Annotated in this window: 13 protein-coding genes; 6 read left to right on the top strand and 7 right to left on the bottom strand. The window is 45.0% G+C overall.

The genetic code is table 11. From position 1 onward, the window contains the following. Window positions 1–4: 4 nt before the first annotated feature. The 3 genes from CIK93_RS05915 to CIK93_RS05905 form a co-directional block, all read right to left on the bottom strand. The gene (locus CIK93_RS05915) at window positions 5–1918 is read right to left on the bottom strand and encodes a RagB/SusD family nutrient uptake outer membrane protein (protein WP_094446856.1); all 1914 of its coding nucleotides are present in this window, start codon (window positions 1916–1918) and stop codon (window positions 5–7) included. 11 nt (window positions 1919–1929) lie between these two features. Continuing rightward, entirely contained in the window at window positions 1930–5040 is a 3111-nt protein-coding gene (locus tag CIK93_RS05910; protein WP_254046751.1) for a TonB-dependent receptor, read from the bottom strand. Between the two features lie 137 nt (window positions 5041–5177). Beyond that, complete coding sequence (locus CIK93_RS05905; protein ID WP_094446854.1) at window positions 5178–6629, bottom strand: cellulase family glycosylhydrolase; 1452 nt, start codon at window positions 6627–6629, stop codon at window positions 5178–5180. Window positions 6630–7046: 417 nt separating this feature from the next. Here CIK93_RS05905 and CIK93_RS05900 point away from each other — a divergent pair, with 417 nt between their 5' ends. The 4 genes from CIK93_RS05900 to CIK93_RS05885 all read left to right on the top strand — a co-directional run bounded on the left by CIK93_RS05900 (window position 7047) and on the right by CIK93_RS05885 (window position 10068). Beyond that, the gene (locus tag CIK93_RS05900) at window positions 7047–7421 is read left to right on the top strand and encodes a RidA family protein (protein WP_094390588.1); all 375 of its coding nucleotides are present in this window, start codon (window positions 7047–7049) and stop codon (window positions 7419–7421) included. Between the two features lie 8 nt (window positions 7422–7429). After that, a complete protein-coding gene (locus tag CIK93_RS05895; RefSeq protein WP_094446853.1) occupies window positions 7430–8308 on the top strand; it encodes a helix-hairpin-helix domain-containing protein in 879 nt (292 codons plus the stop codon). Between the two features lie 105 nt (window positions 8309–8413). Continuing rightward, entirely contained in the window at window positions 8414–9103 is a 690-nt protein-coding gene (locus tag CIK93_RS05890; protein WP_216820466.1) for a polysaccharide deacetylase family protein, read from the top strand. Between the two features lie 137 nt (window positions 9104–9240). Then, window positions 9241–10068, top strand: coding sequence for a Fic family protein (locus CIK93_RS05885; protein WP_094435593.1), 828 nt, complete (start codon window positions 9241–9243; stop codon window positions 10066–10068). Window positions 10069–10263: 195 nt separating this feature from the next. On the opposite strand, the gene CIK93_RS05880 is transcribed toward CIK93_RS05885, so the two are convergent. The 3 genes from CIK93_RS05880 to CIK93_RS14020 all read right to left on the bottom strand — a co-directional run bounded on the left by CIK93_RS05880 (window position 10264) and on the right by CIK93_RS14020 (window position 13045). Further along, window positions 10264–12078 carry a VapE domain-containing protein gene (locus CIK93_RS05880; protein WP_094446852.1) on the bottom strand — a complete coding sequence of 605 codons (1815 nt, stop codon included), beginning with the start codon at window positions 12076–12078 and terminating at the stop codon, window positions 10264–10266. 319 nt (window positions 12079–12397) lie between these two features. Continuing rightward, entirely contained in the window at window positions 12398–12859 is a 462-nt protein-coding gene (locus tag CIK93_RS05875; protein WP_094446851.1) for a DUF6078 family protein, read from the bottom strand. 63 nt (window positions 12860–12922) lie between these two features. Then, window positions 12923–13045, bottom strand: a complete 123-nt coding sequence (locus CIK93_RS14020; RefSeq protein WP_256387578.1) for a hypothetical protein — start codon at window positions 13043–13045, stop codon at window positions 12923–12925. 527 nt (window positions 13046–13572) lie between these two features. Here CIK93_RS14020 and CIK93_RS05870 point away from each other — a divergent pair. Next, window positions 13573–14922 carry an ATP-binding protein gene (locus CIK93_RS05870; protein WP_094446850.1) on the top strand — a complete coding sequence of 450 codons (1350 nt, stop codon included), beginning with the start codon at window positions 13573–13575 and terminating at the stop codon, window positions 14920–14922. On the opposite strand, the gene CIK93_RS05865 is transcribed toward CIK93_RS05870, so the two are convergent. Continuing rightward, a complete protein-coding gene (locus tag CIK93_RS05865; RefSeq protein WP_094446849.1) occupies window positions 14865–15854 on the bottom strand; it encodes an alpha/beta hydrolase in 990 nt (329 codons plus the stop codon). The two genes, CIK93_RS05870 and CIK93_RS05865, sit on opposite strands and share 58 nt — an antisense overlap. Before the next feature lie 400 nt (window positions 15855–16254). Between CIK93_RS05865 and CIK93_RS05860 the strand changes: the two genes are divergently transcribed. Next, entirely contained in the window at window positions 16255–18132 is a 1878-nt protein-coding gene (locus CIK93_RS05860; RefSeq protein WP_254046750.1) for a glycoside hydrolase family 2 protein, read from the top strand. Window positions 18133–18139 lie beyond the last annotated feature (7 nt).

Genomic DNA, 18139 nt, shown 5'->3' with positions numbered 1-18139 from the left:
ACCATTACCAACCAGGATTCTGGCCGAATTCAGGATACATCGTAACATCATCGATACGGAATGGCAACCAATAGTGCTTAGCCGAAAGCTTACGTGTCACGAGAACTTCCTGTCCAAAGTTGACCACAGCATTGTCCTTTGGTGCATTAGCATTGAAGGGCACACTTGGATCACGGTCAAATGTCTGCTTGGTCTTGATAGTGTAAGGATAAACGGTGAGGAGTTTCCAACGACGGAGGTCATTGAAGCGATGGCCTTCGAAAGCCAACTCTACAGCACGCTCACGGCGTACTTCACTCATAAACTTCTCTACGCTACCAGTAAAGCTTGCATCAACATGAGCCACACCTGCACGGTCACGAATCACATTGATAGCATCCTCGGCAGAGAGATTGCATCCACTGGCTTTCGCTGTGGCACTTCCATAACCCTCTGCAGTAGCCTCTGCATAGAGCAGATAAACCTCTGCCAAACGCAGCCATGAGAGGTGCATGTGGAATCCCCAACCATAGTCGTTGTCGGCCAAGTTAGCACCGATGGGTATAAACTTATAGTTCAGATAACCAGTACGTGAGGTTGACTTCGGGTCGTTCACGCCATTACCACCATTATAGAAGTTGGCAAACTCGTAAGGACCATACTTGTCTTTATCGGCAGCCACGTTTTTGATCATCTTCACACCATCATAGACAATGTCGTGATAGAAACGTGGGTCGCGGCCTTTCCAAGGATGATGCTCATCGAAACCAGAAGCAGCGTTGACAGTTCCATCTTCGTTATAGAGAGGTTGTCCGTTAGCCATACCATAGTAGTTTACATAGTTAGCAGTAGGACAGAGAATGATACCGTCACCGTTACAGATAGCAGAGATCTGGTATGAGTTCATCTGGCGCCAGTATGAGTCAGCACCGAATGAAGGGCTACGCATGATAGCTTCGGTAGAACCAGGCATCAAGAAGTCCTTACGCTCATAGAACAGTTTGCTATAGTCAGCAAAGTCAACAAGTTTATACTGGCACTGGCCTTTATCCACCATAGAGATCACTTCACCGAGCGCATCGGCAGCAATCTTACAGTAGTTGGCATCATAAGTGCGCAAATCGTTGTCTGTTCCATTGACCATCAGTGGGCTACCGGCATAGAGGGCAGCTTTACCAAGATATGAGAGTGCCCAGATCTTGTTAGGACGGAAGATGTTGTTACCCTTGGTAGGACGACCAGTATCGGTATCATCCCAATTGACAGGCAACAGTTTAGCGGCTTCACGGAAGTCTGCAATCATGTGGTCTGCACACTCCTGATAGCTCATACGTGGAAGTCTGAACTGCTCCTGTGGATTGAGAGGTTCAGTCATGTAAGGCAGACCTCCCCAATAGGTAGTCAGTTCGAAATAGAACCATGCACGGAAGAAGAGCAACTGACCTTTGATAAAATTGCGTTGTTCCTGAGTAGCATCAGTGAGCATACCATCTTCAAGGGCCTTCAGACCGATGTTTGCCTGACGGATGGCATACCATCCACCACCCCAGAGTGACTTCTTGAAACGGTCGTCTTGGTTGGCACCCTGATCAATAGACCAGTCACGGTCCAAGAAAGTACTACCGTTTTTACCCGAACCGTAAAGGAAGTCGCGGTATGAACCTTTATCAACTGAGTAGCCAGCCAGATATTCGCCGGCACCGGTAGTGATGATTTCATCTTCTCCCCAGTTGAATGAGCTTACCCAGTAGTGCTTGGCAACATCGGGGATGACGTTATACATCACCTCGACATATCCCTGGAAATTCTTGAAGTTCTTGAAGGCGTCTTCTTTCGACAACACGGTCTGCTCATCACGATCCAGATAATCGGTACATGAGCTGAGTCCGAGTGTCATGCAGAAAAGTGCACCAAGAACATATATAAATGTTTTCTTCATTTTCTTTGCGTTTAAAGTGTGATTTTGAAACCTAAGTTGAAACGCTTCTGAGTAGGATAAGCACTCCATCCACCGGTATTTGACTCACGGTCGTCTGGCATATCAGTCCAGAGGGCGAGGTTGTTACCGTTGACGAAAAGCTTCAGACTCTGAAGTCCAAGTGAGTGGAGCCATTTCTCCTTAGAGAAGGTGTAGGCGATTTCTGCATATTTCAGACGGAGATATGAACCGTCGAACATAAAGCGTGTACCATCTGTATATGGGCTCTTCTTAGTCAGCCATCGTGGCAGGGGCACATCACCGGTCTGGTTTTCCTTAGTCCAATAGCTACCTTCGTGGTAAGCGGTGTTACGTGTACCGCCGAGACTGCTCAAGCCCACCGAACGTGATACGTTGTTGGTGCCATAGAACTGTACGAAAGCAGAGAATCCCTTGAAGTCAACACCAATCTGGAAGTTGCAGGTATTCTGAGGGATACTGGTGAATCCGTAAGGAATATAGTCGTTAGAGGTAATCTTACCGTCACCATCATAGTCAAGGATGATATAGTTACCGGGCATACGCTCGTCGTCGTTTTGGTCGTGAGCGGTACTACCATAGAGTTCGTCCCAGTTGTTATAGTAGCCCTTGTCAACATAGCAGTAGGTCTGACCGATACCCTTGCCAGCGTTCTTCTGGTAGATTGGTTTCAGTTCTGGGTCATCGCGGTCGATGATTTCACTCTTAGCGTGGGTGAACGATACGTTACCCCAGAGACGCCAGTCCTTATTGAGTTGTTTATTGAAGCGGATGTCAACTTCATAACCTTCACTGTTCACTTTACCCTTATTGACTGCAGGAGCACCACCGCCGAAGTATGAAGGAACGGCACGGTTGTTACCTGTAATCAAAATATCGGAACGCTTCTCCTTGAAGTAGTCGAACGATCCAGTGATCAGGCCACCGAAGAATCCGAAGTCGGCAGCGATGTCGAGCTTCTTAGCTTTCTCCCAGTGGAGGTCGGGGTTACCAAACTGAGTCTGTTGCCACCAAGTATAGGGGCTCTTTGCAGGATCCTGACCTGTACTGTTCTGACGGAAGGCACCTGAGTTAGCCCAGAGGTCCATATAGAGCCAGCGCTGATTTGACACCTGGTCGTCACCGATTTCACCGTAAGAAGCACGGAACTTCAACATATCAATAATATGCTTATCGCGAAGCACCTTCATGAACTTCTCTTCACTGATAGTCCATCCGATAGCACCTGAGTTGAAGAATGCGAAACGGTTGTCGGGTGAGAAGAGTTCAGATCCGTTGTACGCACCGTTATACTCAATCATATATTTATGAGCATAGTCGTATGTGGCACGGAATACCCAGTTCTCACGATAGTAAGGCTGCTGGCTACCGGTAGCATACTGTTCACGGTTGAAGTTACCCATGGCACCTACGTTGTGCTGACCGAACTGACGCTGCCAGTTAACCTGTGCAGAATAGTTCAAGCGACGATATGACATCCAGTCATTCACCTTACCAGCACCTGTTTTCCAAGCCTTGTTGTTCTTAAAGTCAAACTTGTAGTTCTTGTCGGTAGTAACATTGGTTACAATCTTACCGGTCTCAGGGTCAATCCACTGTGTGAAGTCATCCTCCCAGTCGGTGGTATCATCAATACCGCGACCTGTTTCATTGAAGGCGTTGTCGAATGCCAAACGTACCTGTGCACGCAATCCCTTGGTGATGAAGCCGAGGTCTTGTTCCAAGGTGAAGTCGGTGTTCAAACGGTCGTTAGTAGTATAACCGATACCGTTCACGATCAAGTCCATCATAGAGTTGGTAGCAGCCTGGTCGGGGTTCGGAGCATAGTAACCGAAAGCACCATTGCTGTAGATGGGACGGAAGGCATCAGGTGAGATACCATAGAAAGCAGACCAAACGAGATTTTCATACTGACCCTGTGTAGCTTTCTTCACTGCGTGTGAACCAGAGAGGTTTACGTGCAATTTAGTTGTCTTGGTAAGATTGAAGTCCAAGTTGCTGCGCACGTTGACACGGTCGTAAGAAAATCCTGGCTCGTAACCACGAAGTGAAGGCATCTTCTTATAGATGTCACCTTCATGAGCGTAATCGACACTTGCGAAATACTTGGCAAATTTAGTACCGCCAGAGACATTCACGTTAGCCTGATACGAAACTGCGACGTCCTTCAGCAACTCATCGACCCAGTTTACGTTAGGATAACGTTCAAACTCCTCCTGGTTGGCAGGATGGCGATACTTATTAATACGGTCACGAGTCAGATAGTAAGCCCAAGCCTCAGGACGGTAGGGCAACTCAGCCTCGATGACATCATTACGCAGACTGAGCGCATCGTAAGCATCCATCATATCAGGAAGCTTCGAATAACTCTTCAGCGTTGTGCTTGCACTAACATTGACCGTAGCCTTGCCCTCTTCACCACGTTTGGTGGTAATCAAGATTACACCGTTGGCACCACGTACACCGAATACTGCTGTGGCTGATGCGTCCTTCAACACGGAGATGGTAGCAACGGAGTTGATATCAACGCTCGACATGGGGCGCTCGATACCATCGACAAGGATAAGAGGTGCACTGTTGTTCCACGACGTCACACCACGAATGGTGATGGTTGGATCTTCATCACCAGGCTGACCAGTAGTCTGCATGGTAACAACACCAGGCAGATTACCCGCCAAGGCCTGTCCCAAACTGGTAACACCACCGGTGCGCTCCAACACTTTCGCCGTGGTTTGCGTAATGGCACCGACCACAGACTCTTTCTTCTGTTGACCGAAACCAACAACAATTACCTCTTGCAGAGCGTTATCGTCAGAAAGTTCGATACGCAGATTGCGCTGCTTACCAACCTTCACGCTCTTGGTAACCATGCCGACGTATGAGAATTCCAGAACGGAAGCCTCAGAAGGCACGTTGATAGAGAAATTACCGTCGAAGTCGGAAACCGTACCCGAACTGGCATCTCCCTTAATTCTCACTGTAGCTCCGATGAGACTTTCACCAGAACCATCCACGATCGTACCCTTGACCGTGATTCCCTTCTGGGCAAATGCGCCCAAAGTGAAGAGCATCAGCATCGCGATCAAAGAGAGCGAACGCTTCATTGTTAACACTTGTTTACACATGTTTTTTTCATTTTTGATTCATATTTTGTTTTAGGTTGCTGAATTCACAAGCTTATTTCTGCGTACAAAGTTACGTATTTACTATAGTTTTCACTTTTCACAGAGTAACAAATACTTTATTCAGACGATAACACCTTGCGATTGCGCACAGTTCCGTCCTTTAACACTTGTTTGATGATATAAACACCCTTTTGCGGTTTTTCCACCTGTTCACCTCTTATATTATAATAATAGGTGTGAGCCACTTCTTGCGAAGAAGCCACCGAACCGATGCCCGAAGCGTTTTGTTGTTTCTCCCACCACTCTTTATACCATTGGAAACAGGCATAGGCACAGCACTCCTCAAAGAGATTATATTTTTTCGCGTTTTGGAACGCTGGTCGCACAATGCCATTGGCGAGATATTCGTCAATATCGAGATAGTCATGGGTATGGGTGAGTGTCATACCGATATTACCGAAGTGGTCATGCACGGCTTTCCAAGCTGCGCCCCATTTCGACGTCGAACCAGTTGCCCAACTGCCAAAGTTGGGAACGACCCATTGGTTCCACTCATTATAGTGTCCCTCCGATGTGCGTCCGGGATCTTCTGGCGACCAATCAATCTCGGTCACCATGACGGGTTTGAAATCCACTACAGGCACATCATTATGAAAATTGGTAATGAAAGTCTGTGGATTGCAGTTATTATCGGTAATGTTGCCATACCATCCAGAATAGACATGAACGGCATAACCAAAGTTATTATCACTGATAGGATACTCCTTATAGCCCACATAGTTCGACTGATAACCTGCACCCGGCACCCAGATTATTCCGGTGAATCCTGCTTGACGAATAACATCTACTACGGGTTGGAAGAAATCGTGCAAGGCATTGGGAGCGAGGAATTGTCCTTTACCATAGTCATAACCATACTTTACGCCATTAGCCGAATATACATTGACGGGTTCGTTGGCGAGTTCGATAGACACTTTACCTGCCAACGCTTTAATCTCTTCATGTTGTGCAAATTCCTGCCAAACGGTCTTCAGATAATTCTGATAACCATCACCCACCTTAATATTCTGCGGACAAACTCCTGGAGGACGCACAATGACATAAAGTCCGTGGGCAAGCGCTTTCTTTATAAGAGGTATATAAAGCTGATTGAGGAAAGTCTTATAACGAGCGAGCGAGAATTTAGAAATATCCGCCTCATTGGTTGCATTTCCGCTATTGGTCCAACAAGGATCCATGTGCAGACGGAACACATTGCAATAAGATCCTTGCGACTTGTCGGTAATAGCCGTGAAGATTTTCTCAAAGAAATTCAGACATGGTGGAATGTCGGCTGTGTCGTAACCGGGCTTCCACGATTGCCATCGCCATCCGTTGAAATAGCGGTTGGGGGTATCCATCACACCGTGCAGCTGAATAGCCTTACCAGTGGGATCAACCAACTGTTTGCCGCTAACCTTCAGAGCAGGCAATTCGGTTGTGGTCTGTGCCCCTGCTCTTGCAACATTTGCAAAAAGCAGGAGTATCAGCCACAGCCGAATTGATTTTGAATAGTTGAATAGTTGCATTGCTTCTTTTTTAGTTTTAGGAAACCATGTACCATGGTTTTTCCTGTTTTACATAACCCAGACTGCATTGGAGTCTAAATGGTTTGTTTAGTTTGATTGCAAAGTTACGAAGTATTTCGCACGAGTAGTTTTCAGTGTGTAACATAAACTTTATATAACCTATATCATGTATCAAAACCTTTTCATCATGTACCAAACAACACATTTTCCCCATATAAAGGATGGTTTTGGGCCATTTTCTGTCGTTTTATAGAGGTTTTAACACTTTCATATAAAAATACATGTAACATAGAAAAAAACACCGCCAATGATGGTTTATTGCGGAAAAAGCAGTAATTTTGGACCAGAAACAAATATCTAACCCAAACATCTCCTAATGGTCTAACGACCCTTGGGGGCTAAAACAAGAAAAAGACAATGAAACAAATCCATTCAGAACAGGCTCCAGCAGCCATCGGCCCTTACAGTCAGGCCATCGAAGTAAACGGTTTCGTATTCGCATCTGGACAGATTCCTGTAGATCCTGCCACCGGCAACTTTGTAGAAGGCGGTGTTAAGGAACAGACTCGCCAGTGCCTCACCAATGCCAAACATGTACTCGAAGCCGCAGGCACCGATTTGAGTCATGTGGTAAAAACCACTGTCTATCTCGACTCTATGGACGATTTTGCTGCTATGAACGAGGTTTATGCCGAGTTTTTTGCTCAGCCCTACCCTGCCCGTTCGGCTGTTGCCGTTGACCGTCTGCCCAAAGGGGCTTTGGTCGAAGTAGAGGTTCTGGCTGCCAAATAAGCATTGCCATGGTATATAGCGACCGCCGGGTCATTATCTCGTTGCTCATCGTGGGTATCGCCATGATGGGAATCCTTTTTGTGCTGACCGACGACAACCATACAGAATCGGTACGCGCACGTAAAGAAGCTCCAGAAAAGTCCAAGCATCGCTATTATCACACCCAAGGACAGCGGGTGGAGTCGTTTGTGTTCGATCCGAACACAGCCGACTCTACCCAACTGCTCCGTTTGGGACTGCGCCCATGGCAGGTGCGCAACATTTATAAATACAGGTCGAAAGGTGGCATCTATCGCACTAAAGCCGATTTTGCTCGCCTTTACGGACTGACCGTCAAGGATTACCGCCGACTGGAACCCTATATCCGCATCTCGGCAGACTATCAGTCGGCTGCATCACTGTTTGCCGACGACCGTCACCCACGCGACACATCTCGTATGCGACGTGACTCGCTCTACCAGCATCGCGACACTACGAAATGGATTAAGAAGATTACCAACACCCAACGCATCGTGCTCAACACTGCCAACGAGGAAACGCTACGTCAAGTGCCTGGCATCGGCACGTTCTATGCCAAGGAGATTATTCGCCATGGTAAATGGATTGGTGGCTATGTGGATGTCAACCAACTCGACGAGATTGAGAATTTTCCCAAACAGGCCAAACAGTATTTCGTCATCAGCAAGCCCAATCCTGCCAAACTGAAAATCAACGAGTTGTCATTCTCCGCTTTGCGGCGTCACCCCTACATCAATTTTTATCAGGCTAAAGATATCATAGACTATCGCCGGCTCTATGGTCGGATCCACTCGCTGGCAGACTTAGAGTTTTCTGCCGCATTCAGCGAACATGATTTGAAACGCTTGGAACCCTACGTGGAGTTTTGATTTCACACCGCACGGATATGTTTTTCCTACATTCTATTGTGCGATTCATTTTTTTATAGTACCTTTGCCAGTGCGGAACATCCGCCTAACCTATACATAAAAGAAATGAAAAAACTAACATTACTATTGTTTATGGCTATACAGACCATGACTCTACTCGCTCAGGAAAAACTGGTGGCCCTCAGTTTTGACGATGGTCCCAACACCACCACTACTGTCCACATGCTCGATGTATTGAAGAAACATGGTGTCAAGGCATCTTTCTTCGTCATTGGCAACAATATCACCGAAGAGAGTGCCGTAGTGATGAAACGTGCCCACGACGAGGGCCACGAGATTGAGAACCATAGTCTTACCCACAGTCCAATGTCGCAACTCACGCCCGACTCTATCCGCAAAGAAATCAAGACAACTTCGGCTTTGGTTGAGAAATATGTGGGTGAGGCGCCTGTGTTCTTCCGTCCACCATATATCAATGTCAACCAGACACTGTATGATAATGTCGATTTGGGATTCATCTGTGGTGAAGGTTGTGAAGACTGGCTCGACCATGTCACTGCCGAACAGCGTGTAGAGCGCCTGACAGCTTGTGCACGTGACGGTATCATCTTCTTGCTCCACGATTTCAAGGGCAACGAACAGACTGTTGCTGCTGTCGATCAGCTCATCCCCATACTGCAAGCCAAAGGTTTCCGCTTCGTCACAGTCAGAGAACTCTTCAAGGCAAAAGGTATTAAAGCACAGAAGAATCTGATTTACAGCGATGTTATGCATCCAGAGCATCGCATCCAGTAGTACCACACTGCTCTTCTAACCGCACCATCTATGTAGTTTCTACACTTCGTGGAAAGCCGCCATAGACGAAAAGAGTTGAAAAGATTTGCATAATTGAGGATAAATCTTTAATTTTGCCCACATAACGTGCAAAATCGATGACATTCGAACAAGAAATAGCCGAATACGAGAAGTTGCGACAACAATATCAAAACATTGTCGTCAACAAGATGGACAGAGCAGAATACCTCAATTACAATGAGATACTCTACTCTACCCATTCATGTGCCATAGAAGGCAACACATTCTCTGTAGATGACACACGCGAACTGAAAGAAAAAGGACTGGGCATGATTCCAGCAGGCAAGAGTTTGCTTGAAGCATTCGAAATGCTTGACCATTTCGATGCATTCGAATACATCGTCCAGCATATCCAAACACCACTCAACGAGGAACTTCTGAAAGAAACCAATAGGCGAGTGACTTGCCACACCCTATCCTATAAGTCACCAGATGCTACACCTGGTGAATATACCACAACAGATATGGCAGCAGGCGACACTGTCTTTGGCAGTCACGAAAAACTTGTGGCAAAGGTTCCCGAACTTCTCGCTTCTACCGAAAAAGCTATTCTTGCTGCGCAGACTTCACAGTCTGCTGCAACATCGTCGATAGCAATACCACACCCTATGGTCATTGCTGCACGCTTTCATGGTTTCTACGAATACCTCCACCCCTTCCGCGATGGCAACGGACGAACAGGTCGCCTCATCAGCAACTACATCTTGCTACGTTTAGGCCATCCACTACTGATCATCCCAGCAGAACAGCGACAAGAGTATATCTCTGCACTACGTATGATTCGCACCGAAGCCACAGATGAGCACCTTATACTTTTCTTCTTCAAGATGGCAACGGAAAGAATGCGCAACGAACTGAAACAGAAAGAGATCAACACCAATCTATTCAGCACATTTCTCTTCTAACCGTTGCTATCAGCAAAGATGTTTCGCGTGGTCAAAGCGTTCACCGGCGTACATAAATTTAGTTTTCAAGAAATATTTGAACACCGAACACCACATTTTGCTAATACATTGACATACAACAAACTATATGGTGTTCGATGGTGTTTATAACGCATTTATCGAACACCCATCGAACACCATAGATTGATTAGTTCCTCACAGGCGTTTCACAAGATAGTCAGTGCTGTATTTGGTTCTGCGTCTTTTGAAACCAGCAATCTGCTTCAAGTGACGACCAAGTGTTTGTATATTCGCCACACTCAAGCCACTGCCGAACCGAGTTTTCAGTTCGGCATAGATTTTTGCTACTGACAGATACTCACCCTCCATCTCATTGGCTGCCGGTGAGAAACATGCTGCGAAACACTGTTCAACAGGGATGATGGTGGTAAACCGCTCGTTGTTTTCCATGACAAGTCTCGTTTGTTCCTCGTCAAACCATGTTTTCTCACCATTTTCTATTGCCTCAACTGCCTGTGCATAAAGTTGTTCGTGGTTGGGACGACAATCCACACGTATAGGAGCAGTCAACTCGATAGCCATAAAACGGCGATTGCCTGACGGATCTGCCAAGATATCGTCCATATTGCTGGTGGCAATAAACGAGGCGAGACGCGGAAATTCCTCAACATGAGTGCCATAAGCGCGTTTGATCTTGATATTAGACAACTGGATGAGGTTTTTCAGAAAACCCTGTTGCACCTTGGGCGATATCTGGTTGAACTCGTCGAGATTGATCAGCAGAAACTGCGACATAGCCTGCAACACCTGACGTTTCTCGTTGAGTAAAAGATTGTCATTATAGCCCCATTGCAGTTCGGGCGGTAGCAAACTGCGACAAAACGTACTCTTATGGTAACCCTGTGGCGAAATGAGCAGAGGCACCATACTGTTGCCATACCGTCGGTTATACTGTCCTCGCCATTGGTTGACCATGGCGAGAAACCAGATGCGAAACCATTTTTCCCAGTGTGGATTGGCGGTTGGCACGGTTCGTGCCAATGCTCCGATATGGTCTTGTCCGTCCCATTTTCCATGCAGTCGGTAGAGATAATGGTCCATAGGATTGTATTTGCGTATGATATCCGACTCAAGATAATTTTTCACATCTTTATAGGAGACTTTGATTCCTGCCAGAAGGAGTTCGACCGCCATGCGTTTTTTCACGCGTTCATCGAGTGGTTGGAAGTCGTAATACGCTTTCTGCCGATTCAGATACTCTGTATATTTCATCAGATCATTATAGCGAAAGTCGTAGTGACTGTCAAAATAGGCAATCATACGCTTAATCTCCGAAAGCGGATTTTCCGTTGCATCATCGACTTTCACAGGCGATGGCATATCCAACATATCAGATTGACAATCTACCCCATAGCGATTCACGCGAAGCGGTATCGCCTGAGGATTGTAATATGGATGGGCATCGAGAGTGTTGAGGAAATTATCATACAAAGTAGATACTTCCTTCGCCCCTTTTCCTTCAATCTGTGAGAGATAGAGCGGTCGGATGCGTGCTGCTGCCTGACGGTAGAGGTGTTTTGCCACTTCTTCATCAGTAGGCAACATGCCATTTTCATCGGCATAGCGCACCAACACCACGATGCCCTTAGCATCTGCAGCGGTCACCACAAGGTAGGTAGAGGGCAGAAAAGCGGCATTTGTCTTGGCTTTTTCGAGTGATTCTTTCCCTATAATGTCATCAAAATACAGCATAAGAATACCATTGTTACGGGTCATCACAAGGTTGCCGTTGCTGTCTTTTGTAAATTCAGCAGCAGGGAACACATGGCGCCAAGTGGGGATGGCATGATGAAAGTCGTAGCCCAAAATACTGTCGGCAACCTCTTCTCGAAATTTTCCCACAGTCTGTTGCGCATCATCATGTGCAATTTGCTCCATCCATTTCACGATGTCAACGGTTCTCAAGGTCTGTCTGTTTTTTGTGTTTCGTCTTGTAATTGTGAATTTCATAGTATTTATATTTATTTGTTGTTCAATAACTTATGTTTATTTCCCCATACAGGCACCCGTATCTTTCATGGCTTTCCAATATTTTCAGTCCTTTGCCACATACCTGACAAAAGTATTATCAAACGTTGGATAAAGGTATTATCAAACGTTGGATAAAAGTATTATCAAACGTTGGATAAAGGTATTGTCAAACGTTGGATAAAAGTATTGTCAAACGTTAGAAAGATGTTCTTTCAACGTTGGAAAGATGTTTTTTCAACGTTGGAAACGACTCATATCAAACGTTGGGCAAAGACTTATACGCCTGCATGGTTGACACTTATTCAATAGGCTGATCTGTCAGCATGTATTCATCTTCATAATGGTCGAATGTCACATAAGAACACCCTTTGTCTTTAAGCATACCAGCAATCGCTTGCTGTTGTTCGGAAGACAGATGTTTTTCTCCTCGGTTATAACGGTAGAAGGTGGAAATACTGCCCAAATAATTGATCAACTGTTGACGCACTTCGCCAATTTTACCATACTCCACTTGCTTCAACATATTGTTCATTCCCCATGCTGTTTTCACCATTTTCAAGCGCACGAAATAATGACAATCTCCATGATTGACAGCATCGGGATAGATGGCAAGTCCTTGGTGGAAATCAGCATCTTTGTACTGCATAGAGATTTGTCGAAAACATTGTGAGGCAAGCGGGCATTGGGTATTGAAACAAAAAGCCCATTGGTCAGTAATCAATCGTTTGACAGTCTGTGTTTCGATAGGTTGTGTTTTCATAAGCTGTTAATTATTAAGTTATTAAATTTAAAAATGTATTTCTCTTTATCTGGTTCATGCCCGTTAGGCTGATAGGGCGTGGTGTGTTTTTCCACCTACAAAGATAATAAATTTGATAAGCGAATGCAAGAGTTTTCCAATATTTTTTTTCGGCTTTGCTTTTTCGCCATCGTCCAAATCCATCATTTTTTTCAAACAAAACAGGACGTCGAGGATCTCTCCCTAAATCTGATTTTGGTGGTCGATGTGTGGTCGAAAATCACAGTTTCCACGATTCGACCACACAGGGCATTTCATTCTCCTTCAATGTTTTAGCCCAGTCTGGTGGTCGAGTGGTAACAAAAGTGCGACATCGCGTGTGCGCATACGCGCGAAATACCTAAATACATAGGAAACGCATCCTTTGCTTTTTTTCTCCAAATATATAGCTTTTGCAGCATACTAAGAAAACAAGCAGCTATTACGCATCAGGCTGTATGGCAGAAACATGCTTAGGAATTTTGTGATTTTGTAGCCTAAAAACCACGGAATTTTGTGATTTTGTAGCCTAAAAACCACGGAATTTTGTGATTTTACATCCTAAAAACCATGGAATTTTGTGAGAAATACACCAAAAAAAACATGGAATTTTGTGATTTTATAGCCAAAACGCTTGGGAATTTTGTGAAAAACAAGTATCTTTGCAAACAAAATAGAACCAAAAAGTATTGATTATGAAGCTTTTGCAAAGAAAGATTGACAGCATTCTAAAAGAATGGAAGAAAAACGAGAACAGACTTCCTCTTATCGTCAAAGGTGCACGACAAGTGGGAAAGACAGCTTCTATCTTGCAATTTGCCCATAGCAACTACAAAAATGTGGTAGCCATCAACTTCGTATTGCAACCCAAATACAAAGCAATATTCGAAGAAGGTTACGAGGTGGATGACATCATCAGAAATCTAACACTTATCGATCCTTCTCTGAAGATTGAACCTACAAACACGCTCATTTTCTTTGATGAAATGCAAGACTGCCCAGCCTGCGCCACCAGTCTGAAAGCCTTTAAGATAGACGGCAGATATGATGTTATCTGCTCTGGCTCACTGATGGGCATCAACTATCAGGAAATAGAATCAAATAGTGTAGGATACAAGGAAGATTACACCATGCATTCAATGGATTTCGAAGAGTTTTTGTGGGCAAAAGGTTATGACTCCTCTTTTATAAATAGTCTATACGACAAAATGACTACCGTCACTCCACTTACTCGTATAGAGATGGATATGCTGGAGAAGATATTCCGTGAATACATGACCATTGGCGGCATGCCTGCTGTGGTCAACCAGTTTGTCTCTAACAAAAACTTCAGTGGTACACTCAAAATGCAGCAACAACTTCTGCTCGACTACGAAGAAGACATTACCAAATATGCACACGGACTCGACAAAGGCAGAATCAAGAATGTCTATGACCACATCACCGTATTCCTTGGACAAGACAATAAGAAATTCCAAATAAGTAAAATTGCCCGTGGAGCGAGAAACAGAGAATATGTGGGAACCATTGAATGGTTGCGCAATGCCGGTATCATCAATGTATGCTATTGTTTGTCACAACTTACCCTTCCACTAAAAGGCAATTATGATCCCAAAACCTATAAACTCTATTATAAAGACACAGGATTGTTGGTTGCATCACTCGACGAAGAATCACAAGAAGACCTAAGGACAAACAAAAACTATGGCACATACAAAGGTGCTATTTATGAAAACATCGTGAGCGATATGCTTGTCAAACAAGGATACAACCTGTATTTCTATCGCAATGAGAAATCCACTATTGAGATGGACTTCTTTATCCGCGATGCCAAATCACTCATCCCCGTAGAGGTTAAAGCCACTGACAATGCCACTAAATCACTGTCAAAACTGACAGCGCAAGATGGAAAATATCCCGACATCCGTTACGGCATCAAACTCTGCAACAAGAACATAGGATTCAATGGGAAATTCTATACGTTTCCCTACTTTCTCACCTTCTTGCTCAAAAGATTGCTGAGCACAAACGCCCTCACACGCTGAGTATATTCCTGATGATGGTCACGATAGGCGTGCGCATGGTCTGACCCTGTTGCCACATAGATGGCTTTGCGACCGTGTGTCTTTGCCTCGTAAAGGGGTTTCAGCATGCGATAAGGCACGAAGTCATCGCAGTCGCCGTGGATAAAGAGCATCGGTTTCACACTCTTGCGCACCTGGTCGATCTGTCGGGCTTCGTCAAACGACCAGCCATAACGTGCCTCGCAGAGCCACGACGTGGTAGTCATCAACGGAAAGGCGGGCAGTCCAAACTGGTCTTTCAGCTGTGCAGCAAACTCATCCTTCACCGAGCTGTAGCCACAGTCTTCCACGAAACACTCCACTCTATCGGGTGTTTGCTCTCCAGATAGTGCCATCACCGTAGCGGCACCCATCGAAATGCCATGAATCACCTGACGCGTTGACTGCCCGTCAGCAAAGATGCCATCAGCCACTTCCGACCATCGCAACACATCCCAACGGTCGTTCCACCCCATCTGTATATGGTCGCCCTCACTTTCGCCGTGGGCATAGAGGTCGGGCAATAGCACATTGAATCCCATATCATGATTGTAGAGATAGGCAATATGGAGCATACCCTCTGCCCTCACCTTATAGCCATGCACCACCACTGCCGTGCGGTTGGTGTGTTTCGGCGCATAGAGGTAGATGGCATGGGCACGATAGCCCGATGGCATCGTGACAAAGGTATCTTTCACACAGTGGTTCTGATAGACAGAGTCCATCCAGTGTGTCGTCCACGGACATTCGTCTTTGATGCGGTCTTGCCAATGTTCAGCACTGTTACGCTCTTGTTGTGGATAGCCCAACGAATAGTCGATCATATAACTGCTGGCTCCTGCCAGTATCAATGCCACCAGTATCAAAACAATGGCAACCGAGGCTTGGAAGCGTCTTTTCTTTCTCTTTATCATTGCGTTACAATCTTTATTATCTTTGCTTTTTCATTGGCGAAGATACAACATTTCATGCAAACCTGTATCATCCCCACTCATATTTTATAATATCTTCACAACCGCAAGAGTCTTTCCACCATCTCTTGTCATCGGAATTATTCGTTTCTTACCATCAATAACCAAAAACACCTAACCGATAAAGAAACAAACACGAATGCTTGGTATTCACAGACAAATAGTGTAACTTTGCATAAGACTATTACTATTCCCAACAATAACATACCACACTAACATGAAAAAAGTATTATTCCTATTGCTTCTAATTGGAACAACTTTCACTGTATCTATATCAGCTTCTGTCAATATACCATTAAACGATGGATGGTTTTTCAACCGTGGCTTTCAAGCTTCTTCTGGAATGACAAAAGTAAACCTGCCACATACATGGAATGCAGAGGACGGAATGTTTGGCAACACCGATTACTATCGCGGACTGTGTAACTACACCCGTAAACTGCAACTCCCTATCCAATACCAAGGGAAACGCATATTTCTGAAAGTCGGTGCTGCACAAACAGTGGCTGATGTCTTTGTGGATCATCATTTTGTAACACAACACAAAGGCGGATATACGGCATTTGTGGCTGAGTTGACCGACTTTATCAAACCAGGAAAGGAGAGTACATTGGAGATTCGTGTCAATAATGCGCCAACTATGGATATTGCACCTATATGTGGTGACTTCAATATCTTTGGCGGTCTATACCGTGGTGTAGAACTGATAGTGACCGATGATGTTTGTATTGCACCTGACTATTATGCAAGTTCTGGCGTGTTTTTCACTCAAACAGAGGTAACAGAAAAGAAAGCCGCATTGAAGATAGAAACTCTACTTTCTTCAAAAGAAACATCACTGGATGGTTGCGAAGTGGAATTTCAGTTATACGACAGGGGGAAACAACTTCGTCGCTTGGTCTGCAACGAAATATCGGAAGGGAACAAGGTGGTAATGACCACTACAATAGACAATCCTCACTTGTGGAATGGAGTGAAAGATCCGTTTCTGTATCAGGCTGTTGTCATATTGCGAAAGAATGGACGAGAAATAGACAGGAGGCAGGAGGCAATAGGATTCCGCTATTATCACGCAGATGCAGATAAAGGATTCTTTCTGAATGGAAAGCCATATCGACTCAATGGGGTTAACATGCATCAAGACAGGGCAGAAATTGCCACAGCACTCCATCAGTACAACCATGACGAGGACTTGGATATCGTTCAGGAGATGGGATGCAATGCTATCAGACTCTGTCATTACCCCCAATCCAAATACCTACACCAACAAATGGATCGTCGCGGATTGGTAGCATGGGCTGAAATTCCTTTCGTCAATGTATATGTCACAAACCCCAACTATGACGAGAACCTACGTCAGCAGTTAAAAGAACTGATACTACAAAACTACAATCACCCATGTATCTTGTTTTGGGGACTCTTCAACGAAATCAACTCTGGATGGTTAGACCGCCCTTCTAAAATGGCAAAAGACCTCCATGACTTGGCACATCAATTAGACCCTTCACGCCCAACAATGGGGGCAAGCAATCAAGATGATGATTTCAACGGCACACCCGATTTGATTGCATTCAACAAATATTTCGGATGGTATGACGACAAAATGGGAGAAATTGGCAACTGGGCTGACAACGAGCACCGCAAACACCCAGAAAGGAAAATGGGTATCAGCGAATATGGAGCAGGCGCATGCGTATTCCAACAAACAGATTCATTAATTCACCCAGACCCATTAGGACAATGGCATCCTGAAAACTGGCAAACCTATTACCACATCAGGAATTGGACTGAACTACAGAAACGCCCATACCTCTGGTGCAACTTTATTTGGTGTATGTTCGACTTTGCTTCTGCTGGTCGTAGAGAAGGCACCATTCCTGGTCGCAACGACAAGGGACTGGTAACTTACGACAGGCGCACAAAGAAGGACGCTTATTATTTCTACAAAGCCAACTGGAACAAAGACGATCAATTTGTGTACATCGCAGGAAAGAGAAATACACTAAGAAGCTGTAAAACCACTACTATACAGGCATTTAGCAATAGCGGCCCTGCCAGTTTGTATATCAATGGAAAGTCTTACGGACAGGCATTTCCTGACAACGTTAATGTGTTACAATGGAAGGATGTTACACTGGACACTGGTGTAAACACTATCGAAGTAAAAAACAAACACAGTAAAGACACATGTACATGGGTATTGTCTGACACCATTGACTAATATCACT

The sequence above is a fragment of the Prevotella sp. P3-92 genome, from assembly GCF_002251205.1.
In the GTDB taxonomy this organism is placed as follows: Bacteria; Bacteroidota; Bacteroidia; order Bacteroidales; family Bacteroidaceae; genus Prevotella.
This window is presented reverse-complemented; position numbering and strand designations above follow the sequence as displayed.

What these genes read in the sequence shown, in the direction of transcription:
- CIK93_RS05915 (WP_094446856.1), bottom strand. Translation starts at nt 1,918, where the DNA reads ATGAAGAAAACATTTATATATGTTCTTGGTGCACTTTTCTGCATGACA.
- CIK93_RS05910 (WP_254046751.1), bottom strand. Translation starts at nt 5,040, where the DNA reads ATGAAGCGTTCGCTCTCTTTGATCGCGATGCTGATGCTCTTCACTTTG.
- CIK93_RS05905 (WP_094446854.1), bottom strand. Translation starts at nt 6,629, where the DNA reads ATGCAACTATTCAACTATTCAAAATCAATTCGGCTGTGGCTGATACTC.
- CIK93_RS05900 (WP_094390588.1), top strand. Translation starts at nt 7,047, where the DNA reads ATGAAACAAATCCATTCAGAACAGGCTCCAGCAGCCATCGGCCCTTAC.
- CIK93_RS05895 (WP_094446853.1), top strand. Translation starts at nt 7,430, where the DNA reads ATGGTATATAGCGACCGCCGGGTCATTATCTCGTTGCTCATCGTGGGT.
- CIK93_RS05890 (WP_216820466.1), top strand. Translation starts at nt 8,414, where the DNA reads ATGAAAAAACTAACATTACTATTGTTTATGGCTATACAGACCATGACT.
- CIK93_RS05885 (WP_094435593.1), top strand. Translation starts at nt 9,241, where the DNA reads ATGACATTCGAACAAGAAATAGCCGAATACGAGAAGTTGCGACAACAA.
- CIK93_RS05880 (WP_094446852.1), bottom strand. Translation starts at nt 12,078, where the DNA reads ATGAAATTCACAATTACAAGACGAAACACAAAAAACAGACAGACCTTG.
- CIK93_RS05875 (WP_094446851.1), bottom strand. Translation starts at nt 12,859, where the DNA reads ATGAAAACACAACCTATCGAAACACAGACTGTCAAACGATTGATTACT.
- CIK93_RS14020 (WP_256387578.1), bottom strand. Translation starts at nt 13,045, where the DNA reads ATGATGGATTTGGACGATGGCGAAAAAGCAAAGCCGAAAAAAAATATT.
- CIK93_RS05870 (WP_094446850.1), top strand. Translation starts at nt 13,573, where the DNA reads ATGAAGCTTTTGCAAAGAAAGATTGACAGCATTCTAAAAGAATGGAAG.
- CIK93_RS05865 (WP_094446849.1), bottom strand. Translation starts at nt 15,854, where the DNA reads ATGATAAAGAGAAAGAAAAGACGCTTCCAAGCCTCGGTTGCCATTGTT.
- CIK93_RS05860 (WP_254046750.1), top strand. Translation starts at nt 16,255, where the DNA reads ATGACAAAAGTAAACCTGCCACATACATGGAATGCAGAGGACGGAATG.